This window comes from Kitasatospora sp. NPDC057512 (assembly GCF_042802135.1).
Taxonomy (GTDB): Bacteria; Actinomycetota; Actinomycetes; order Streptomycetales; family Streptomycetaceae; genus Kitasatospora.
On sequence record NZ_JBHVET010000012.1, the window covers coordinates 18,880 to 33,633 of the forward strand.

Consider the following 14,754-nt stretch of genomic DNA (forward strand, 5'->3'; position numbering starts at 1 on the left):
CCCCTCTCTGTCACCCGGTACTGCCGGACCCTTGGGGTCAGCAGCTGAACACGCTGTACGAGCTGAAGGGGGCGTCGACGACGATCTCCTCGTCGAGCTCCTGAAGCGCCAGAATGTCGGCCATCACAATCACCTCCTCCTCACCGTCTCGCCGGTACACGGCACCGGGCTGCCGGGATCAGCAGCTCCAGTAGCTGACCGAGCTGAACGGGGCGTCGACGACGATCTCCTCGTCGAGCTCCTGAAGCGCCAGGATGTCGGCCATCACAGTCACCTCCCCTCGCCGTCTCGCCGGGACGTGGCACCGGGCCACGGACATCAGCAGCTGAACGCACTGACCGAGCTGAACGGGGCGTCGACGACGATCTCCTCGTCGAGCTCCTGAAGCGCCAGGATGTTGGCCATCACAGTCACCTCCTCTCGCCGTCTCGCCGGGACGGGGTACCGGGCTCGGCCCGCTCCGGCGTCCACCCGTGGACGGGGTGGGCGCCGGGGAGCAGGCACTGCCCGGGGCTCTTGGCGGCGGCCAGCGCCAGCAGGGCGCCGGCGGAGCCGGTGGCCAGGTCGGTGGAGAGCCGGATCAGCTGGTCCCCGTGCAGGACGCTGCCGTCCTGGTGGGGGGCCAGGTAGAGGTCCACCAGCCGGAGTTGCTCCTCCGCCTCGGCCCGCCAGTGCGGCAGGCGGGCGGCGACCTGGAACAGGGTGTAGGCGAGCCCGGCACGGCCGTTGAACAGCCCGCCCTGGACGACCACGCGGACCGCGCCGGCCCGGGCCGCGGCCTCCAGCACCCGCTCGGCGTCGAGGGCTTCGGCCTGCGCGGCGGGCAGGGCCAGGACGGCGAGCGCCACTCCGGCCGAGCCCTCCGCCAGGTACGGCAGCAGCCGGCCCGAGCTGTACGTCTGCAGCATGTCGTCGACCAGCCGGCCGTGCCGCAGGTCGCAGCGGACGGCGCGTTCGGCGGCCTCGGCCCAGGCCGTGTCGCCGGTGAGGCGGGCGCAGCGGGCGAACAGCACCGCCGGTCCGGACCAGCCGCGCAGCAGACCCGGGCGGTCCAGCAGCCCGGCCTCGCCGATCCGCCCGGCGGCCTTGGCGGCCAGGGCGAGCGCCTCGTCCGTCGCGCCGGCCTCCAGCAACAGCTGGGCGACGCCCGTCAGGCCGCCGTACAGGGCGGGCGAGGAGGGCAGCGGGCCGGCCAGCAGCCGGTCCACCACGTTCGGCGCGTCCGGGTGCCCGAGCCGGTGGAACAGCCAGCCGGCTCCGGCCAGCCCGTCGTACAGCCCGGCGGGCGTGTCCATCGGGGCGCGCCGCACGGCGGCGGCGAGCCAGCCCAGCTGCTCCTCGCCCGGTGCGGCCCCGGCCAGGTGCCGGGCGAGCAGCACGCCGGAGGAACCGTACGCCAGCCCGAGCGCGCCGCCGGGGCGCAGCCCGGCCACGTCGCCGGGGTGGAGGCGGTCCTCCCGCCCCGGGGTCGCCGCCGCGTCGATGCCGCGCAGCAGGGCCGCGGCGGTGAGCTCCGCCCGGGCACCGGCCGCGGGCCGGGCCCCGAGGTGGGGACGCAGTGCCGGGGAGAGGGCGAGCCGCTCCGTCATCCGTTCGACGAAGCCGGCGGGCACCGTCGGGAAGCACTCCGCGACGAGGTCCAGCAGCCCGCCGACGACGGCCGGGTTGCGCCTGGTGAGCGTGGTCAGCGAGACGAAGGCGGCGAGCTGGCAGCAGCCGAGCGCGAACAGGTCGGCCTCGCGGGCGTCGGTGAGCTCCGGGTCGGTGAAGCCGGGTGCGCCGAGGGTGCGCCGGCGCGGGGTGTCCAGCGGCGTCGAGAGTTCGAAGTCGATCAGGGCGACGGTGCCGTCCGGGCGGATCATGATGTTGCGGTGGTGGAGGTCCCCGAAGGCCACCCCCTCCCGGTGCAGCGCCGCGACGCACTCCTCGACCAGCGCGAGCCGGGTGACCGCGAGCCCCGCGAAGTCGGCCAGCGTCCGGGCGTCCGGCCGGTGCCGGGTGAGCGGGTACTCCCGGCCCAGCCAGGCGCTGAAGGACTCGCCGGGGATGTACTCCATCACCAGGTAGTGGTGCTCCCAGCTGGTGAAGTACTCGTACAGCTCCGGCACGAACGGCAGGTGGCCGATCCGCTCCAGGACGTCCCGCTCGACCAGCAGCCGGGTCACCGCGTCCGTCTCCGAGGCGTCCAGCCCGGCGTGCGGGCGGGCCTCCTTGATGACGACCTGTCGGCCGCCCTCGTCCTCGGCGAGGTAGACCCCGCCGGCGTTGGAGAAGTGCAGCGCCTTGACCACCCGGTAGCGGCCGAGGCCGGCTCCCGCGTCGTCGGCGGCCGCGGCGATCCGCTCGGCCAGGAAGTCCGGGGTGGCGGCCCACTCCGGGACGGTGAAGCGCGGGCGCCGGGCGTCCGGCACCAGCCGGCCGTCCGGGTCCTTCACCGCGGGCACCCTGGTGCCGTCCGGCAGCTCGCACCACATCAGGGCGAAGCCCCCGTAGCGCACCGACACCGGGCCCTGGTTCCACCGCAGGTCGGACAGGACGTACGGGCCGGGGCGGCCGCCCAGCGCCGCGTCCAGCTCGGCGAGGACGGTCTCCAACTCCTCGGCCGTCCTCGGGTAGACGGTGACGACCTTGCCGCTGGCGGACCGGTCGGCGTACTTGGCGTTCGTCACCGCGACCACCAGCCGGCTGCGCAGGTACTTCCAGGGCAGCCCGAGCCGACGGCAGACCCGCCAGGCCGTCTCGATCGTCTCCTCGGCGGATGCGGGCGTGGCGCTGACGTGGATCTTCCAGCCCTGCTCCGGCAGCTGCGGGGCACCGGGAGGCGCCAGCACCTCCCACACCCCCTGGGTGCGGCCGCGCCAGCCCTCGGGCAGCACGCCCCCGCCCGGAGTGAACCGGGAGGCCCGGTCGTCACACCGCTCCAGGGCGTCGTACCACACCGGGTCGGCTATCGCATACGACTCGTATTTCGCGTCCACTTCGCCGTCCGCCCCCTTTCGAATATCCGCTGAACCGAATTCCGGTTTTCGCCGGAACCTTCCAAGCCCCGACTCCCCGTTCCGACAGGAACCATCCTTCCCGGACTCCTCGTCATGTGACAACGGTGTTAAGCGGAAACTGAATCCGACGCATACCAGGCGGAATCCCGGCCTTCACTTCGGGGGTGCGGAAAACCCGTGCGATCATGACGCCATGAAGACGCGTGTCGTGATCGCCGACGACCAGGCGAGCGTCCGCCAGGGGTTCCGGCACATCCTGGCGGCCCAGCCCGACATGGAGGTCGTGGCCGAGGCCGCGGACGGCCTGGAGGCCCTGGAGGCCGTCCGCACCCTGCGGCCGGACGTCCTGCTGGTCGACATCCGGATGCCGGAGCTGGACGGGCTGGAGGTCACCCGTCGGCTGGCCGGCATCACCCCGGAGGTGAAGGTCGTGGTGGTGACCACCTTCGACCTCGACGAGTACGTGCACACCGCGCTGCGCAACGGCGCCTGCGGCTTCCTGCTCAAGCACTCGGGGCCCGCGCTGCTCGCCGAGGCGATCCGCTCGGCGGTGGTCGGCGACTCGCTGATCAGCCCGCAGATCACCACCCGCCTGCTGCACCGCTTCACCGGCCCGCGCCGGGTCGACCGCTCCCCCGTCGAGCCGCTGACCGGCCGCGAGGAGGAGATCGCCGTCCTGGTCGCCGAGGGGCTGACCAACTCCGACATCGGCGCCGAGCTGTTCATCTCGCTGAGCACCGTCAAGACCCACCTGGCCAACCTCCAGCGCAAGTTGAAGGCCCGCAACCGGGTGGGCATCGCCACCTGGGCCTGGGAGTCGGGCCTGACCGAGCGCGGCTGAGCGGGCCCGCCCGCTCCGCCACCGCCGACCGCGCCGGCCGCTCATCGCAGCGCCCGCCGGCGGTCCCCGACCCACCGCGGGGCCGCGCCGCCGAGGGGCCGCCCCTCCCCGCCCGACGGGGCCTCACCGCGCAGCAGTGCCCGACCCAGCGGGGTGACGGTGTGCAGCACGCCGTTGCCGCAGCGCCGGGTGTCGATCAGCCCGGACGCCCTCAGCACGGCGGTGTGCTGACTGACCGCCGAGGCCGTCACTCCGAGCCGCCCCGCCAGCTCGCCGGTGGTACAGCCGTCCAGCAAGGCCTGCAGGGCCGCGGCCCTGGTCCGGCCGACCAGGGCCGCCAACGACTCCTCGCCACCCCGCCGCGCGCACTCCGCCGCCTCCCGCGCCGCCATGGGCACGGGAAGGCCGACCCGGTCGGGGGGCATCGCGAAGAGCAGCGTCGGGGCCTCCTCGGACTCCCCGTGCCGGGGCCGGAGCACCACCCCGGCGCCCTGCAGGAAGAGCGACGGGGCCAGCCGCAACCCCCGCCCGTCGAGGGCGAGTTCGACGTCCCGCTCGGCGGGGATCTCCAGCACCGGGGCGGTCCAGCGGATCCGCGGGTGCAGCGTGCCGAGCAGCGCGTCCACCCCGCCGCGGCCGGCGATCTGGCGGCGGGCGTCCCGCTCCGCCTCCAGCCGGGACCGGACGTCCGCCCAGCAGGGCTGCAGCGCCACCCGGTGGAACTCGCGGACCGCCGCCGCGACATCGGCCCGCTGGACCACCGATTCGGCGCCGCGACCGGACGACACGATCCGGCCATTCGCCCACACCCGCAGTACGTCCCGGAAACCACCGTTGGCTCCCGAAAGGCGCCGCAGCCGCTCGGCCAGCACCGGCTGCCGCGCCAATTGCCCGCGGACGGCCCGCTGCCAGGGGCGGAAGAGTTCCCCGCCGCTCCGCCACGCCTCCAGTGCCAGCACCGCCTCCATCTCCTGGTCGACATTTCCAGCAATTCGTACACGAGCCAGATCCTCTGCGGACATCGCAATGCGAATCACAGACTGATCCCCCGATCGGGGTTCATGCGTCGGGACGGCCCAGGGGAACCCCGCACCCTGATCGCCGCACCGACATCCTTGCCCGCCCACGAGGAGCGTCGCCATCGGCCGATCGGCCCATTTGATCGTTCGGAACGCCGAAATCGGCGCCTCCAGATGTGCCGAATGGCCTGGATGGACCCGTCGGCGGGCTCGAAACAGCCCTCCGACCGGCCCCGACGGAACCGCCCCGCCCGGTCAGCCCCCGAGGCCCGCCACACCCTCCGTCGGCAGCACCGCGTCGACCCGCCAGCCGCCCTCCGGCCCCGGCCCGACCGTCAGCTCGCCACCGGCCGCCTCCACCCGCTCCCGCAGGCCCGCGAGGCCGAAGCCGCCCCCCTCCCGCTCGGCCCCGCCGAGCGCACCGCCCGTGCCACCCGCACCGCCGGTGCCACCCGTACCACCCGCACCGCCCGTACCGCCCGCACCACTCGCGCTGCCCGCACCACCCGCGCCGCCACCCACGCCGCCGTCCGCACCGCCGGAGCCCCCCGCCCCGCCCGGCACCCCGTCGTCGGTGACCGTGACACGCAGCGCCGGCCGCCCGCCGCACCGGTCCGGGCCGACCTCGATCGCCACCTCCCGGGCCCCGGGCGCGTGCCGTCGGACGTTCGTCAGCGCCTCCACCACCAGCCGGTAGCCGAGCCCGCTGATCGCCGCCGGCACCGCCGCCAGTTGGGCCTCCGCGGGCGCCTCCAGCCGCACCCGCGCGGAACCGCTGCGGGTGAACCGCTCGGCCAGCGCGGGCAGTTCGCTCAGGTCACGACGGAGACTGCGCGCACCGGCTCCTCCCGCCGTCCCCCGCCCCGCGCCCCGGTCGGCCGGCGCGGCCGCTCCGGACCCGCGCGGCTCCGGATCGGCGTCGTCCGCCGTGAAGACCTGGACGGTCCGGTCCATGGTGACCAGCGCCTGCCGGCCGGCCGCCTCGATCCCCGCCAGCAGCTCGACCACCCGCCCCGGGTCCTTCTGCGCCAGCACCTGCGCGGCCTGGGCCAGCACCACCACCCCGGTGACGTCGTGCGCGGCGAAGTCGTGCAGGTCACGGGCCAGGTCCAGGCGCTGCGCCCGCCGCTCGGCCACCACCGCCGCCCGCGCGCGGGTGTCCATCGAACGCAGGTAGCGGCCGACCCCGACCACCACGCCGGCCAGCAGGGCCGAGCCCAGGCAGAGCTTGACGGTCACCACGGGCGGGGCCGGCGGCTCGGCCCAGAGGGCGATCCGCAGCGGCAACAGCGCCACCACCGCCACCAGTAGCGTGCCGTGGCCGAAGGCGGCGACCGGGGACAGCCTGCGCACCGCGGGGATGACCGGCGCGAGCAGCCCGACGGCCTCCAGCAGCCACCACACCTCGATGCCACCGGACGCCGGCCCCCGGTAGCCGGCCGTCACCAGCAGCGACACGGCGCAGGCGGCCAGCACCGAGGGGCCCACCGCGCCGACCCGCCCCGGGGCCCAGAGCACCGGGAACAGCCCGGCCACCACCGCCACCGCGCCGGAGCCGACGATCAGCGGCCCCGGGTCCCCCCACCCGGCCAGCGCGGCCGCCAGCACCCCCGCCGCCGCCGTTCCGTACCCCGCCCTGCGCACCACGGTGTGCCACGACCACGTCATGGTTCGGGATCCTACGAAGCCTGACGGCCCGCCAGGACGGCTTCACCGAAGACGGGCCCTGCGGACGGCTTCACCGAAGACGGGCCCCACGGACGGCTTCGCCGTAGACGGGCCCCCGGGCGGTTCCGGAGAAGGCCGACCCCCCACGGGGGACCGGCCGACGGCTCACTCCTTCGGGCCCTCCGGCTCCTCGACGAAGTCGACCTTCTTGAACCGCCGGTTCATCGACTTGGCCAGGAACCAGGTCGCGACGCCGAGGGCGGCGAAGACGACGAAGCCGAGGAGGCCGGGGGTGACCTTGGCGTCGTCGACGGCGAGGTCAGCGGCGAGATTGACGAGGTTCACGGAGGCGCTCATATCTCTATGGTGGCCCGGCTCACGGGGAGCCGGGCCATCGGGGGGTGGTTCAGTCGCGCGTGTCGGCGGCCTCGGCCGCCAGGGTGGGGGTGCGCAGGCCGGCGAACAGGTCGTCCTCCGGCAGGTCGACGTCGACCAGGGTACGGGCGAGCTCGTAGTCCTCGGTGGGCCAGACCTCGCGCTGGACCTCCAGCGGGACGCGGAACCACGGGCCGTCCGGGTCGATCTGGGTCGCGTGGGCGATCAGCGCGCGGTCGCGGGTCTCGAACCAGTCGCCGCAGCGGACCCGGGTGGTGATCTCGCGCTCCTTGCGGCCGCTCTTCTCCCAGCCCTCGATCCACTCGCCGTACGGCGACTCGTGGCCGTGCTCGGTGAGGTACTCGTGCAGGGCCCGGATGCGGCCCATCGGGAAGCCGTGGTTGTAGTACAGCTTCAGCGGCTGCCAGGGCTCGCCGGCCTCCGGGTAGGCGTCCGGGTCGCCCGCGGCGTCGAAGGCCAGCATGGTGATCTTGTGGGTCATGATGTGGTCCGGGTGCGGGTAGCCGCCGTTCTCGTCGTAGGTCGTGATGACCTGCGGCTTGAACTCCCGGATCAGCCGGACCAGCGGCTCCGCCGCCGCCTCGACGTCCTGGAGGGCGAAGCAGCCCTCGGGCAGCGGGGGCAGCGGGTCCCCCTCGGGCAGGCCGGAGTCCACGAAGCCCAGCCAGGCCTGGTCGACGCCGAGGATCGCCCGTGCCTCGTCCATCTCCTTGCGGCGCACCTCGTGGATGTTCTCCTCGATGTACGGGTCCCCCTGGAGCTTGGGGTTGAGGACCGACCCGCGCTCACCCCCCGTGCAGGTGGCCACCAGCACGTCCACGCCCTGCTCGACGTACATGGCCATGGTGGCCGCGCCCTTGCTGGACTCGTCGTCCGGGTGGGCGTGCACCGCCATCAGTCGCAACTGCTCAGTCAACGCCTTGCGTTCCTTCCACACTCGTCGGGCGTTCCGCGAAGTCCGGGTCTGCCCACCGTACGAACCGCTCACTCCGGGACCGCGTCGCCGCGGGGCCGGGCCGCGGATCGTCGCCGGCGCGGCCGAGCCCTGCCCCCGCCGGACCGGCCGCGGGCGTGCCCCTCCTATAGTGACGGACTGGAGGAGCGTCGCATTCCCCCGCACCACCCCGTGCGGCCCCTCCCCCAGGAGAGGACGGAGTCCGATGAGTGCAGACACCACCGCCACCGCACCGCCCGAGGGGCGCTACGGCCGGGGCGGCGACCGCGACTCGGACCGCCGCCTGAAGGTGATCGGCGCGGTCTGCGGGGTGCTCGGCCTGGGCCTGGTCGCCTGGCTGGGCGGCTCCTACATGCTGCGCGAGTCGAAGATCAACGGCTCGGTGCCGACCTTCGAGGTCCTCTCCGACTCCGAGGTCCAGCTGCACCTCACCGTGCGCAAGAGCAGCGGGCAGGCCGGCACCTGCACGGTCCGCTCGCAGGGCGACGACCACGGGGTGGTCGGGGTGGCCGACTTCCCCGTCCCGGCGGCCGGCTCCAGCTACGACGCGGTGGTCACCCTGCGCACCACCTCGCGCGGCACCACCGCCGAGCTGCTGGGCTGCACCCCCGCCAAGTAGCGCACCCCCGCCACGTAGCGCACCCGCGCCAGGCGGCGCACCCCGGCCGGGTCGCGCACCCCGAGCGGGCGGCGCGCCCGGGCCGGACAGCGCACCCCGACCGGGGCGGCGCGCATATTCGATCCGGAGAACGGGCATCCGTAGAGGGTCCCGCACCCGGTTGCTGTACACCCCGGCGTAACGCCGCCGTCAATGGCGCGCAAACGCCCCTCCCGCTTGTCAGCAGGACTTGTTAGGCTCGTGGTTTCGCCCCTTCCGCACCGGATGGTACGGGAGCGGGCGTTGCTTTGTAGTTGAGACCGATATCACCACCGACCCCTGCTGACGACTCACACCCTCAGCACAGCCCCAGCACCTACGAGGAGCACCCGTGACCCAGACCAGTGAGAACGTGACCTGGCTCACTCAGGCCGGCTACGACCAGCTCAAGGCCGAGCTGGACCACCTGACCGGGCCCTGGCGCATCGAGATCGCCCAGAAGATCGAGGCGGCGCGCGAGGAGGGGGACCTCAAGGAGAACGCCGGCTACCACGCGGCGAAGGAGGAGCAGGGCAAGTACGAGCTGCGCATCCGTCAGCTCACCCAGCTGCTGGAGCGCGCCAAGGTCGGCGAGGCGCCGGCCGACTCGGGCGTGGTGGCCCCGGGCATGGTCGTCACGGTCGCCTTCGACGGCGACGAGGACGACCTCATGGAGTTCCTGCTCGCCTCCCGCGAAGTCGCCGGCTCGGACGACCTGGACGTCTACTCGCCGCAGTCCCCGCTGGGCCGCGCGATCGACGGCAAGCAGATCGGTGACGAGGCCACCTACGAGCTGCCGAACGGCAAGCCGGCCATGGTGAAGATCGTCAAGGTCGTGCCGCACGCCGGCTGATCCGGCCGCACCACGACACGGGGGCGGCCGCGGGAGTCAGGGACTTCCGCGGCCGCCCTCCGGCGTTCCGGGCGGGGCCGGGCACGGGGCCCGGTCAGCGCCGGGACCCGGTCAGGCGGTGGACGAGCGGTACTTGCGCACCGCCAGCCAGGAGAACACCGCGGTGATCACGATCGACCACAGCACCGACACCAGCGCCGCGTGCTGCATCGGCCAGGCGCTGTCCACCGGCCCGACCTGGTTGCCGAACAGCACCCGGCAGGCCTGCACGGTGGCGCTGAACGGGTTCCAGTACGCGATCCCCTGGAGCCAGCCCGGCATCGAGGTGACCGGCACGAAGGCGTTGGACACGAAGGTCAGCGGGAACAGCCAGATCAGCCCGGCCGAGGTGGCCGCCTCGGGGCTGCGCACCGACAGGCCGATCAGCGCGCCGATCCAGGAGAAGGCGTAGCCGAGCAGGAGCAGCAGGCCGAAGGCGCCGAGTGCCTTGAGCACGCCCTCGTGGATCCGCCAGCCGACCAGCAGCGCGACCACCGCCAGCACGACCAGGGTGAACGCGGTCTGGCACAGGTCGGCGAGGGTGCGGCCGACCAGCACCGCGGAGCGGGCCATCGGCAGCGAGCGGAACCGGTCCACCAGCCCCTTGCTCATGTCCTCGGCGATGCCCGCCGAGGCGCCGGCGACGGCGAAGGTGACGGTCTGGGCGAAGATGCCGGCCATCAGGTACTGGATGTACGTGTCCGAGCTGGAGTCGGTGCCGGGGATCTTGATCGCCCCGCCCATCACGTACGAGAACAGCAGCACGAACATGACCGGCTGCATCAGCCCGAAGACCACGATCTCCGGGATGCGGGTCATCCGGCGCAGGTTGCGCTTGGCGACCACCCAGGAGTCGTGCAGGGAGGCGGCGATCCCCCGGCGCTGCCTGGGTATCGCCGGTCCGATGGCGTGCTCGGTGGTGGTGGCCATCTCAGCTCTCCTTCCCGGCCGCGACGGCCCGCTTGTCCGGCCCCGGGCCGCCCGGGCCGTCCTTCCCCCTGCCCCGGCCGCGCGCCTTGGGGTCGCTGCCGTCCTCCTCCTCGGGCCGCTCCTCGGCGACGTGGCCGGTGAGGGTGAGGAAGACGTCGTCCAGGGTCGGGCGGCGCAGCCCGATGTCGTCCATCTCGATCCCTCGGGAGTCGAGTTCGCGGATCGCGTCGGCGAGCACCCGGGCGCCGCCGCTGACCGGCACGGTGATCCGGCGGGTGTTCTTCTCCACCGTCGGCTCGCTCAGCGCGTAGCGGGACAGCGCGGCGACCGCGTCGCCGACCAGGCCTGGCTCGTGCACCACGACCACGATCCGTTCGCCGCCGATCTGCGCCTTGAGCTGGTCGGCGGTGCCGCGGGCGATCACCCGGCCGTGGTTGACCACCGCGATGTCGTGGGCGAGCCGGTCGGCCTCCTCCAGGTACTGGGTGGTGAGCAGCAGCGTGGTGCCCTGCTCGACCAGCGTCTCGATGACCTCCCAGAGCGCGAGCCGGTTGCGCGGGTCGAGGCCGGTGGTCGGCTCGTCCAGGAACATCACCGGCGGCCGGACGACCAGCGCGGCGGCGAGGTCCAGGCGTCGGCGCATGCCGCCGGAGTAGGTCTTGGCGGTGCGGTCCTTGGCCTCGGTGAGGCTGAACCACTCCAGCAGCTCCAGCGCGCGGGCCTTCGCGGCGCGGTTGCTCATCTGGTACAGCTCGCCGACCATGGTGAGGTTCTCGAAGCCGGTCAGGTACTCGTCGACCGCCGCGTACTGGCCGGACAGGCCGATCAGGCTGCGGACCTGGTTGGGGTGCTTGAGCACGTCGACCCCGGCGACCACCGCGCGGCCGGAGTCGGGGCGGAGCAGGGTGGTGAGGACCCGCACGGTGGTGGTCTTCCCGGCGCCGTTCGGGCCGAGCAGCCCGAGCACCGTTCCCTCGGGGACGTCGAGGCTGACGCCGTCCAGGGCTCGTACGTCGCCGAAGGTCTTCACCAGGTTCTCGGCTTGGATGGCTGGCGCCATGGCCTTGCCTCATCTCCTCGGACGTATGGGGCGATCTGTCCCACTCTGCCCCGATTTTGGGCACACAGGCGACTCGATTCTCGACCCGTGGGACTCGAACGCGATGTATCGCGAGTCTCCCAGCACGCGATATATCGCGTCAAGGGTGGGAGCTCAGCCGGCGACCACCACGTAGCCCGCGTCCCGCAGCTCCCCGACCACCAGCGCGCAGTGCTCCGGCCCCTTGGTCTCCAGGTGCAGGTCCACCTCGACCTCGGTCAGCCCCAGCCGCGGGTCGGTCCGCACGTGCGCCACGTCCAGCACGTTGGCGTCCACCCTGGTCAGCACGCCCAACAGGTCCGCCAGCGCGCCCGGCTTGTCCGCCAGCCGCACCCGCAGCGACAGGTAGCGCCCGGCCGCCGCCAGCCCGTGCCGCAGCACCCGCTGCATCAGCTGCGGGTCGATGTTGCCGCCGGACAGCACCGCCACCACCGGCCCCTCGAAGGAGTCCGGCTGCTCCAGCAGCGCCGCGATCGGGGCCGCCCCGGCCGGCTCGACCACCAGCTTCAGCCGCTCCAGCCCGAGCAGCAGCGCCCGCGACAGCGCGTCCTCGGAGACCGTCCGGACGCCGTCCGCCAGCGTGTTGACCACCTCGAACGGGATGTCGCCGGGGCGCCCGACCATGATCCCGTCCGCCATGGTGGCGAAGTGCTCCAGCGACACCGGGCGCCCCGCCGCCAGCGAGGGCGGGTACGCGGCCGCCCCGGCCGCCTGCACCCCGACCACCCGCACGTCCGGCCGCAGCGGCTTGACCGCCGCCGCGATCCCGGCCAGCAGCCCGCCGCCGCCCACCCCGACCAGGATGGTCCGCACCTCCGGGCACTGCTCCAGGATCTCCAGCCCGACGGTCGCCTGCCCGGTGACCACGTCCCAGTGGTCGAAGGGGTGGATGAACACCGCGCCGGTCGCCTCCGCGTACCGCTGCGCGGCCTGCAGGGCCTCGTCCACGGTGGCCCCGTGCAACCGCACCTCGGCGCCGTACTCACGGGTGGCCGCGACCTTCGGCAGCGGCGCCGCGACCGGCATGAACACCGTGGAGCGCACGCCCAGCAGCGCGGCCGCCAGCGCCACCCCCTGGGCGTGGTTCCCGGCGCTCGCCGCGACCACCCCGCCGGCCCGCTGCACCGGCGAGAGTCCCGCGATCCGCACGTACGCGCCGCGCAGCTTGAAGGAGCCGGTGCGCTGGAGGTTCTCGCACTTCAGGTGGACCGGCGCGCCGATCAGCCCGGAGAGGTGCCGGCTGCCCTCCATCGGGGTCACCCGGGCGACCCCGGCGAGCATCTTCTGGGCGCCGCGGACGTCGTCGAGGGTGATCGGCCAGGTGTGCATGGCGCCAGAGTACGGGGGCGGGTGGAGGCAATCCGGGATGCCGGGCCTGTTCCCGGGCCCGCCCGGCCCGCGTACGCTGCTGCTTCTGAGTCTCTCTCACCGCACGACGATCGTGAGCCGCGATGACGACGACCTCGCCCCAGGCCACCGACCGCACCGACCCCGTGCACACCCAACTCCAGTACCAGCTCGCGGTGTTCGCGCGCCGAATGGAACAGGTCCGGACCTCCGGCGGCGGCGGGGTCGGGGTGCTGGACCGGGCCGCCTACCTGCTGCTCGACCGGCTGGAGCGGCACGGGCCGGCCAACGTCAAGGCGCTGGCCGAGGCGCTGGGCGTGGACTCCTCCACGGTGACCCGCCAGGTCGCCCCGCTGGTCGCGGCCGGGCTGGTCGGCCGGGTGCAGGACCCGGCCGACCGCCGTGCCGTACGGCTCGCGCTGACCTCGCACGGCGTCGGCCGGCTCACCGAAGTCCGGGACGGCCGGGCCGAGTTGACCCGCCGGCTGGTGGCCGACTGGCCGCCGGAGGAACAGCGCGCGTTCTGCGCCCTGCTGGCCCGCTTCAACCTCGCGATGGAGTCGTACACGGCGGACCAGCAGGGGCAGTGAGGGGCCTCGGGCCCCAACCGACCTAGCCCAGCGCCTGCTTGAGGTCGGCCAGCAGGTCGTCGATCGACTCGATGCCGACCGAGACGCGCACCAGGTCGGAGGGCACCTCCAGCGCCGAACCGGCCACCGAGGCGTGGGTCATCCGGCCCGGGTGCTCGATCAGCGACTCGACGCCGCCGAGCGACTCGCCGAGGGTGAACAGCTGCGCGCGGTTGCAGACCTCGACGGCCGCCTCCTCGCCGCCGGCGACCCGGAACGAGACCATGCCGCCGAAGGCCTTCATCTGCTTGGCCGCGATGTCGTGGCCGGGGTGCTCGGGCAGGCCCGGGTAGAGCACCTGGCTGACCTTCGGGTGGCTCGCCAGCAGCTCGGCGACCTTCTCCGCGTTGGCGCTGTGCCGGTCCATCCGGACACCCAGCGTCTTGATGCCGCGCAGCACCAGCCAGGCGTCGAACGGGCCGGAGACGGCGCCCATCGCGTTCTGGTGGTACGCGACCTCCTCGCCGAGGCCCGCCTCGGCCAGCACCAGCGCACCGCCGACCACGTCCGAGTGGCCGCCCATGTACTTGGTGGTGGAGTGCACGACCGCGTCCGCGCCGAGCGCGATCGGCTGCTGGAGGTACGGGCTGGCGAAGGTGTTGTCGACCACCAGCAGCGCGCCGGCACCGTGCGCGATCTCGGCGAGCGCGGTCAGGTCGGTGATGCCCAGCAGCGGGTTGGACGGGGTCTCCACCCACACCGCGCGGGTGTTGGGGCGCAGCGCCTCGCGGACGGTGGCCAGGTCCTGGGTGTTGGCGACGGAGAACTCGACGCCCCAGCGGGTCAGCACCTTGGCGAACAGCCGGAAGGTGCCGCCGTAGGCGTCGTTGGGGATGACGATGTGGTCGCCCGGCTTGAGGATGGTCCGCAGCAGGGTGTCCTCGGCGGCCAGGCCGGAGGCGAAGGCGAGGCCGCGGGCGCCGCCCTCCAGTGCCGCGAGGCACTCCTCCAGCGCGGTGCGGGTCGGGTTGGCGCTGCGGCTGTACTCGTAGCCGCCCCGCAGGCCGCCCACCCCGTCCTGCTTGTAGGTGGACACCTGGTAGATCGGCGTGACGACGGCCCCGGTCTGGGGGTCTGCTTCCTGACCCGCGTGGATGGCGAGAGTCTCGAAGCCCTGAGGAAGCTGGTGCTCGGTCATGGGTCCGAGCCTAGTGTGCGAATGCCGTCAAGCCCGCACGAACCGGAAACCGGGACGAACCCGCAGGTCGGAGCAGGGGCGCGGCGGGCCGGAACCCCGGTCCGCCGACCCCCCTGGGCCGCTGCGACCTCCCCCCGCCGTACACGTGTTCACCATGCGCCGAGCGCGCGGCGGGCCTGCCCGGCCCCGCGCGGAACGGACGGC

General features: G+C 73.6%; 15 protein-coding genes. 4 read left to right on the forward strand and 11 right to left on the reverse strand.

The window, feature by feature from the left end:
• Positions 1-178: 178 nt before the first annotated feature.
• From ACFU6K_RS01970 to lanKC, 3 genes are read right to left on the reverse strand one after another with little or no spacing between them, the layout of a single operon-like run.
• Positions 179-268, reverse strand: coding sequence for a class III lanthipeptide (locus tag ACFU6K_RS01970; protein WP_380660332.1), 90 nt, complete (start codon positions 266-268; stop codon positions 179-181).
• Between the two features lie 50 nt (positions 269-318).
• Positions 319-408, reverse strand: a complete 90-nt coding sequence (locus ACFU6K_RS01975) for a class III lanthipeptide (protein WP_220450056.1) — start codon at positions 406-408, stop codon at positions 319-321.
• 2 nt (positions 409-410) lie between these two features.
• Complete coding sequence (gene lanKC, locus ACFU6K_RS01980; RefSeq protein ID WP_380660333.1) at positions 411-2,978, reverse strand: class III lanthionine synthetase LanKC; 2,568 nt, start codon at positions 2,976-2,978, stop codon at positions 411-413.
• A gap of 214 nt (positions 2,979-3,192) precedes the next feature.
• Between lanKC and ACFU6K_RS01985 the strand changes: the two genes are divergently transcribed.
• Positions 3,193-3,840: a response regulator gene (locus ACFU6K_RS01985; protein ID WP_380660334.1), complete on the forward strand. Its 648-nt coding sequence runs from the start codon at positions 3,193-3,195 to the stop codon at positions 3,838-3,840.
• A gap of 41 nt (positions 3,841-3,881) precedes the next feature.
• Here the strand turns inward: ACFU6K_RS01985 and ACFU6K_RS01990 are convergent, their stop codons facing one another.
• From ACFU6K_RS01990 to mca, 4 genes are all read right to left on the reverse strand, one after another.
• On the reverse strand, positions 3,882-4,799 hold the full coding sequence (locus ACFU6K_RS01990) for an ArsR/SmtB family transcription factor (RefSeq protein WP_380660336.1): 918 nt from the start codon (positions 4,797-4,799) through the stop codon (positions 3,882-3,884).
• 315 nt (positions 4,800-5,114) lie between these two features.
• A complete protein-coding gene (locus ACFU6K_RS01995) occupies positions 5,115-6,527 on the reverse strand; it encodes a sensor histidine kinase (RefSeq protein WP_380660337.1) in 1,413 nt (470 codons plus the stop codon).
• A 165-nt stretch (positions 6,528-6,692) separates the two neighbouring features.
• Positions 6,693-6,884, reverse strand: a complete 192-nt coding sequence (locus ACFU6K_RS02000; RefSeq protein ID WP_380660338.1) for a hypothetical protein — start codon at positions 6,882-6,884, stop codon at positions 6,693-6,695.
• 49 nt (positions 6,885-6,933) lie between these two features.
• Positions 6,934-7,839, reverse strand: a complete 906-nt coding sequence (mca, locus tag ACFU6K_RS02005; RefSeq protein WP_049654715.1) for a mycothiol conjugate amidase Mca — start codon at positions 7,837-7,839, stop codon at positions 6,934-6,936.
• Between the two features lie 244 nt (positions 7,840-8,083).
• Here mca and ACFU6K_RS02010 point away from each other — a divergent pair, with 244 nt between their 5' ends.
• Both ACFU6K_RS02010 and greA read left to right on the forward strand, forming a co-directional pair.
• A complete protein-coding gene (locus ACFU6K_RS02010; protein WP_380660339.1) occupies positions 8,084-8,497 on the forward strand; it encodes a DUF4307 domain-containing protein in 414 nt (137 codons plus the stop codon).
• Between the two features lie 370 nt (positions 8,498-8,867).
• The gene (greA, locus tag ACFU6K_RS02015) at positions 8,868-9,368 is read left to right on the forward strand and encodes a transcription elongation factor GreA (protein WP_380660340.1); all 501 of its coding nucleotides are present in this window, start codon (positions 8,868-8,870) and stop codon (positions 9,366-9,368) included.
• A gap of 111 nt (positions 9,369-9,479) precedes the next feature.
• Here greA and ACFU6K_RS02020 read toward each other — a convergent pair whose 3' ends face one another.
• The 3 genes from ACFU6K_RS02020 to ilvA all read right to left on the reverse strand — a co-directional run bounded on the left by ACFU6K_RS02020 (position 9,480) and on the right by ilvA (position 12,765).
• The gene (locus ACFU6K_RS02020; RefSeq protein WP_380660341.1) at positions 9,480-10,337 is read right to left on the reverse strand and encodes an ABC transporter permease; all 858 of its coding nucleotides are present in this window, start codon (positions 10,335-10,337) and stop codon (positions 9,480-9,482) included.
• Position 10,338: 1 nt separating this feature from the next.
• Complete coding sequence (locus ACFU6K_RS02025) at positions 10,339-11,397, reverse strand: ATP-binding cassette domain-containing protein (protein ID WP_380660342.1); 1,059 nt, start codon at positions 11,395-11,397, stop codon at positions 10,339-10,341.
• 153 nt (positions 11,398-11,550) lie between these two features.
• Positions 11,551-12,765, reverse strand: coding sequence for a threonine ammonia-lyase (gene ilvA, locus ACFU6K_RS02030; RefSeq protein ID WP_074001308.1), 1,215 nt, complete (start codon positions 12,763-12,765; stop codon positions 11,551-11,553).
• Between the two features lie 122 nt (positions 12,766-12,887).
• Between ilvA and ACFU6K_RS02035 the strand changes: the two genes are divergently transcribed.
• Positions 12,888-13,373, forward strand: coding sequence for a MarR family winged helix-turn-helix transcriptional regulator (locus ACFU6K_RS02035; protein ID WP_380660343.1), 486 nt, complete (start codon positions 12,888-12,890; stop codon positions 13,371-13,373).
• Between the two features lie 22 nt (positions 13,374-13,395).
• Here ACFU6K_RS02035 and ACFU6K_RS02040 read toward each other — a convergent pair whose 3' ends face one another.
• Entirely contained in the window at positions 13,396-14,550 is a 1,155-nt protein-coding gene (locus tag ACFU6K_RS02040; RefSeq protein ID WP_049654707.1) for a cystathionine gamma-synthase, read from the reverse strand.
• Positions 14,551-14,754 lie beyond the last annotated feature (204 nt).

Coding starts and splice junctions, on each gene's coding strand:
- ACFU6K_RS01985 (WP_380660334.1), top strand. CDS start 3,193: ATGAAGACGCGTGTCGTGATCGCCGACGACCAGGCGAGCGTCCGCCAG.
- ACFU6K_RS01995 (WP_380660337.1), bottom strand. CDS start 6,527: ATGACGTGGTCGTGGCACACCGTGGTGCGCAGGGCGGGGTACGGAACG.
- ACFU6K_RS02000 (WP_380660338.1), bottom strand. CDS start 6,884: ATGAGCGCCTCCGTGAACCTCGTCAATCTCGCCGCTGACCTCGCCGTC.
- ACFU6K_RS02010 (WP_380660339.1), top strand. CDS start 8,084: ATGAGTGCAGACACCACCGCCACCGCACCGCCCGAGGGGCGCTACGGC.
- ACFU6K_RS02020 (WP_380660341.1), bottom strand. CDS start 10,337: ATGGCCACCACCACCGAGCACGCCATCGGACCGGCGATACCCAGGCAG.
- ACFU6K_RS02025 (WP_380660342.1), bottom strand. CDS start 11,397: ATGGCGCCAGCCATCCAAGCCGAGAACCTGGTGAAGACCTTCGGCGAC.
- ilvA (WP_074001308.1), bottom strand. CDS start 12,765: ATGCACACCTGGCCGATCACCCTCGACGACGTCCGCGGCGCCCAGAAG.
- ACFU6K_RS02035 (WP_380660343.1), top strand. CDS start 12,888: ATGACGACGACCTCGCCCCAGGCCACCGACCGCACCGACCCCGTGCAC.
- ACFU6K_RS02040 (WP_049654707.1), bottom strand. CDS start 14,550: ATGACCGAGCACCAGCTTCCTCAGGGCTTCGAGACTCTCGCCATCCAC.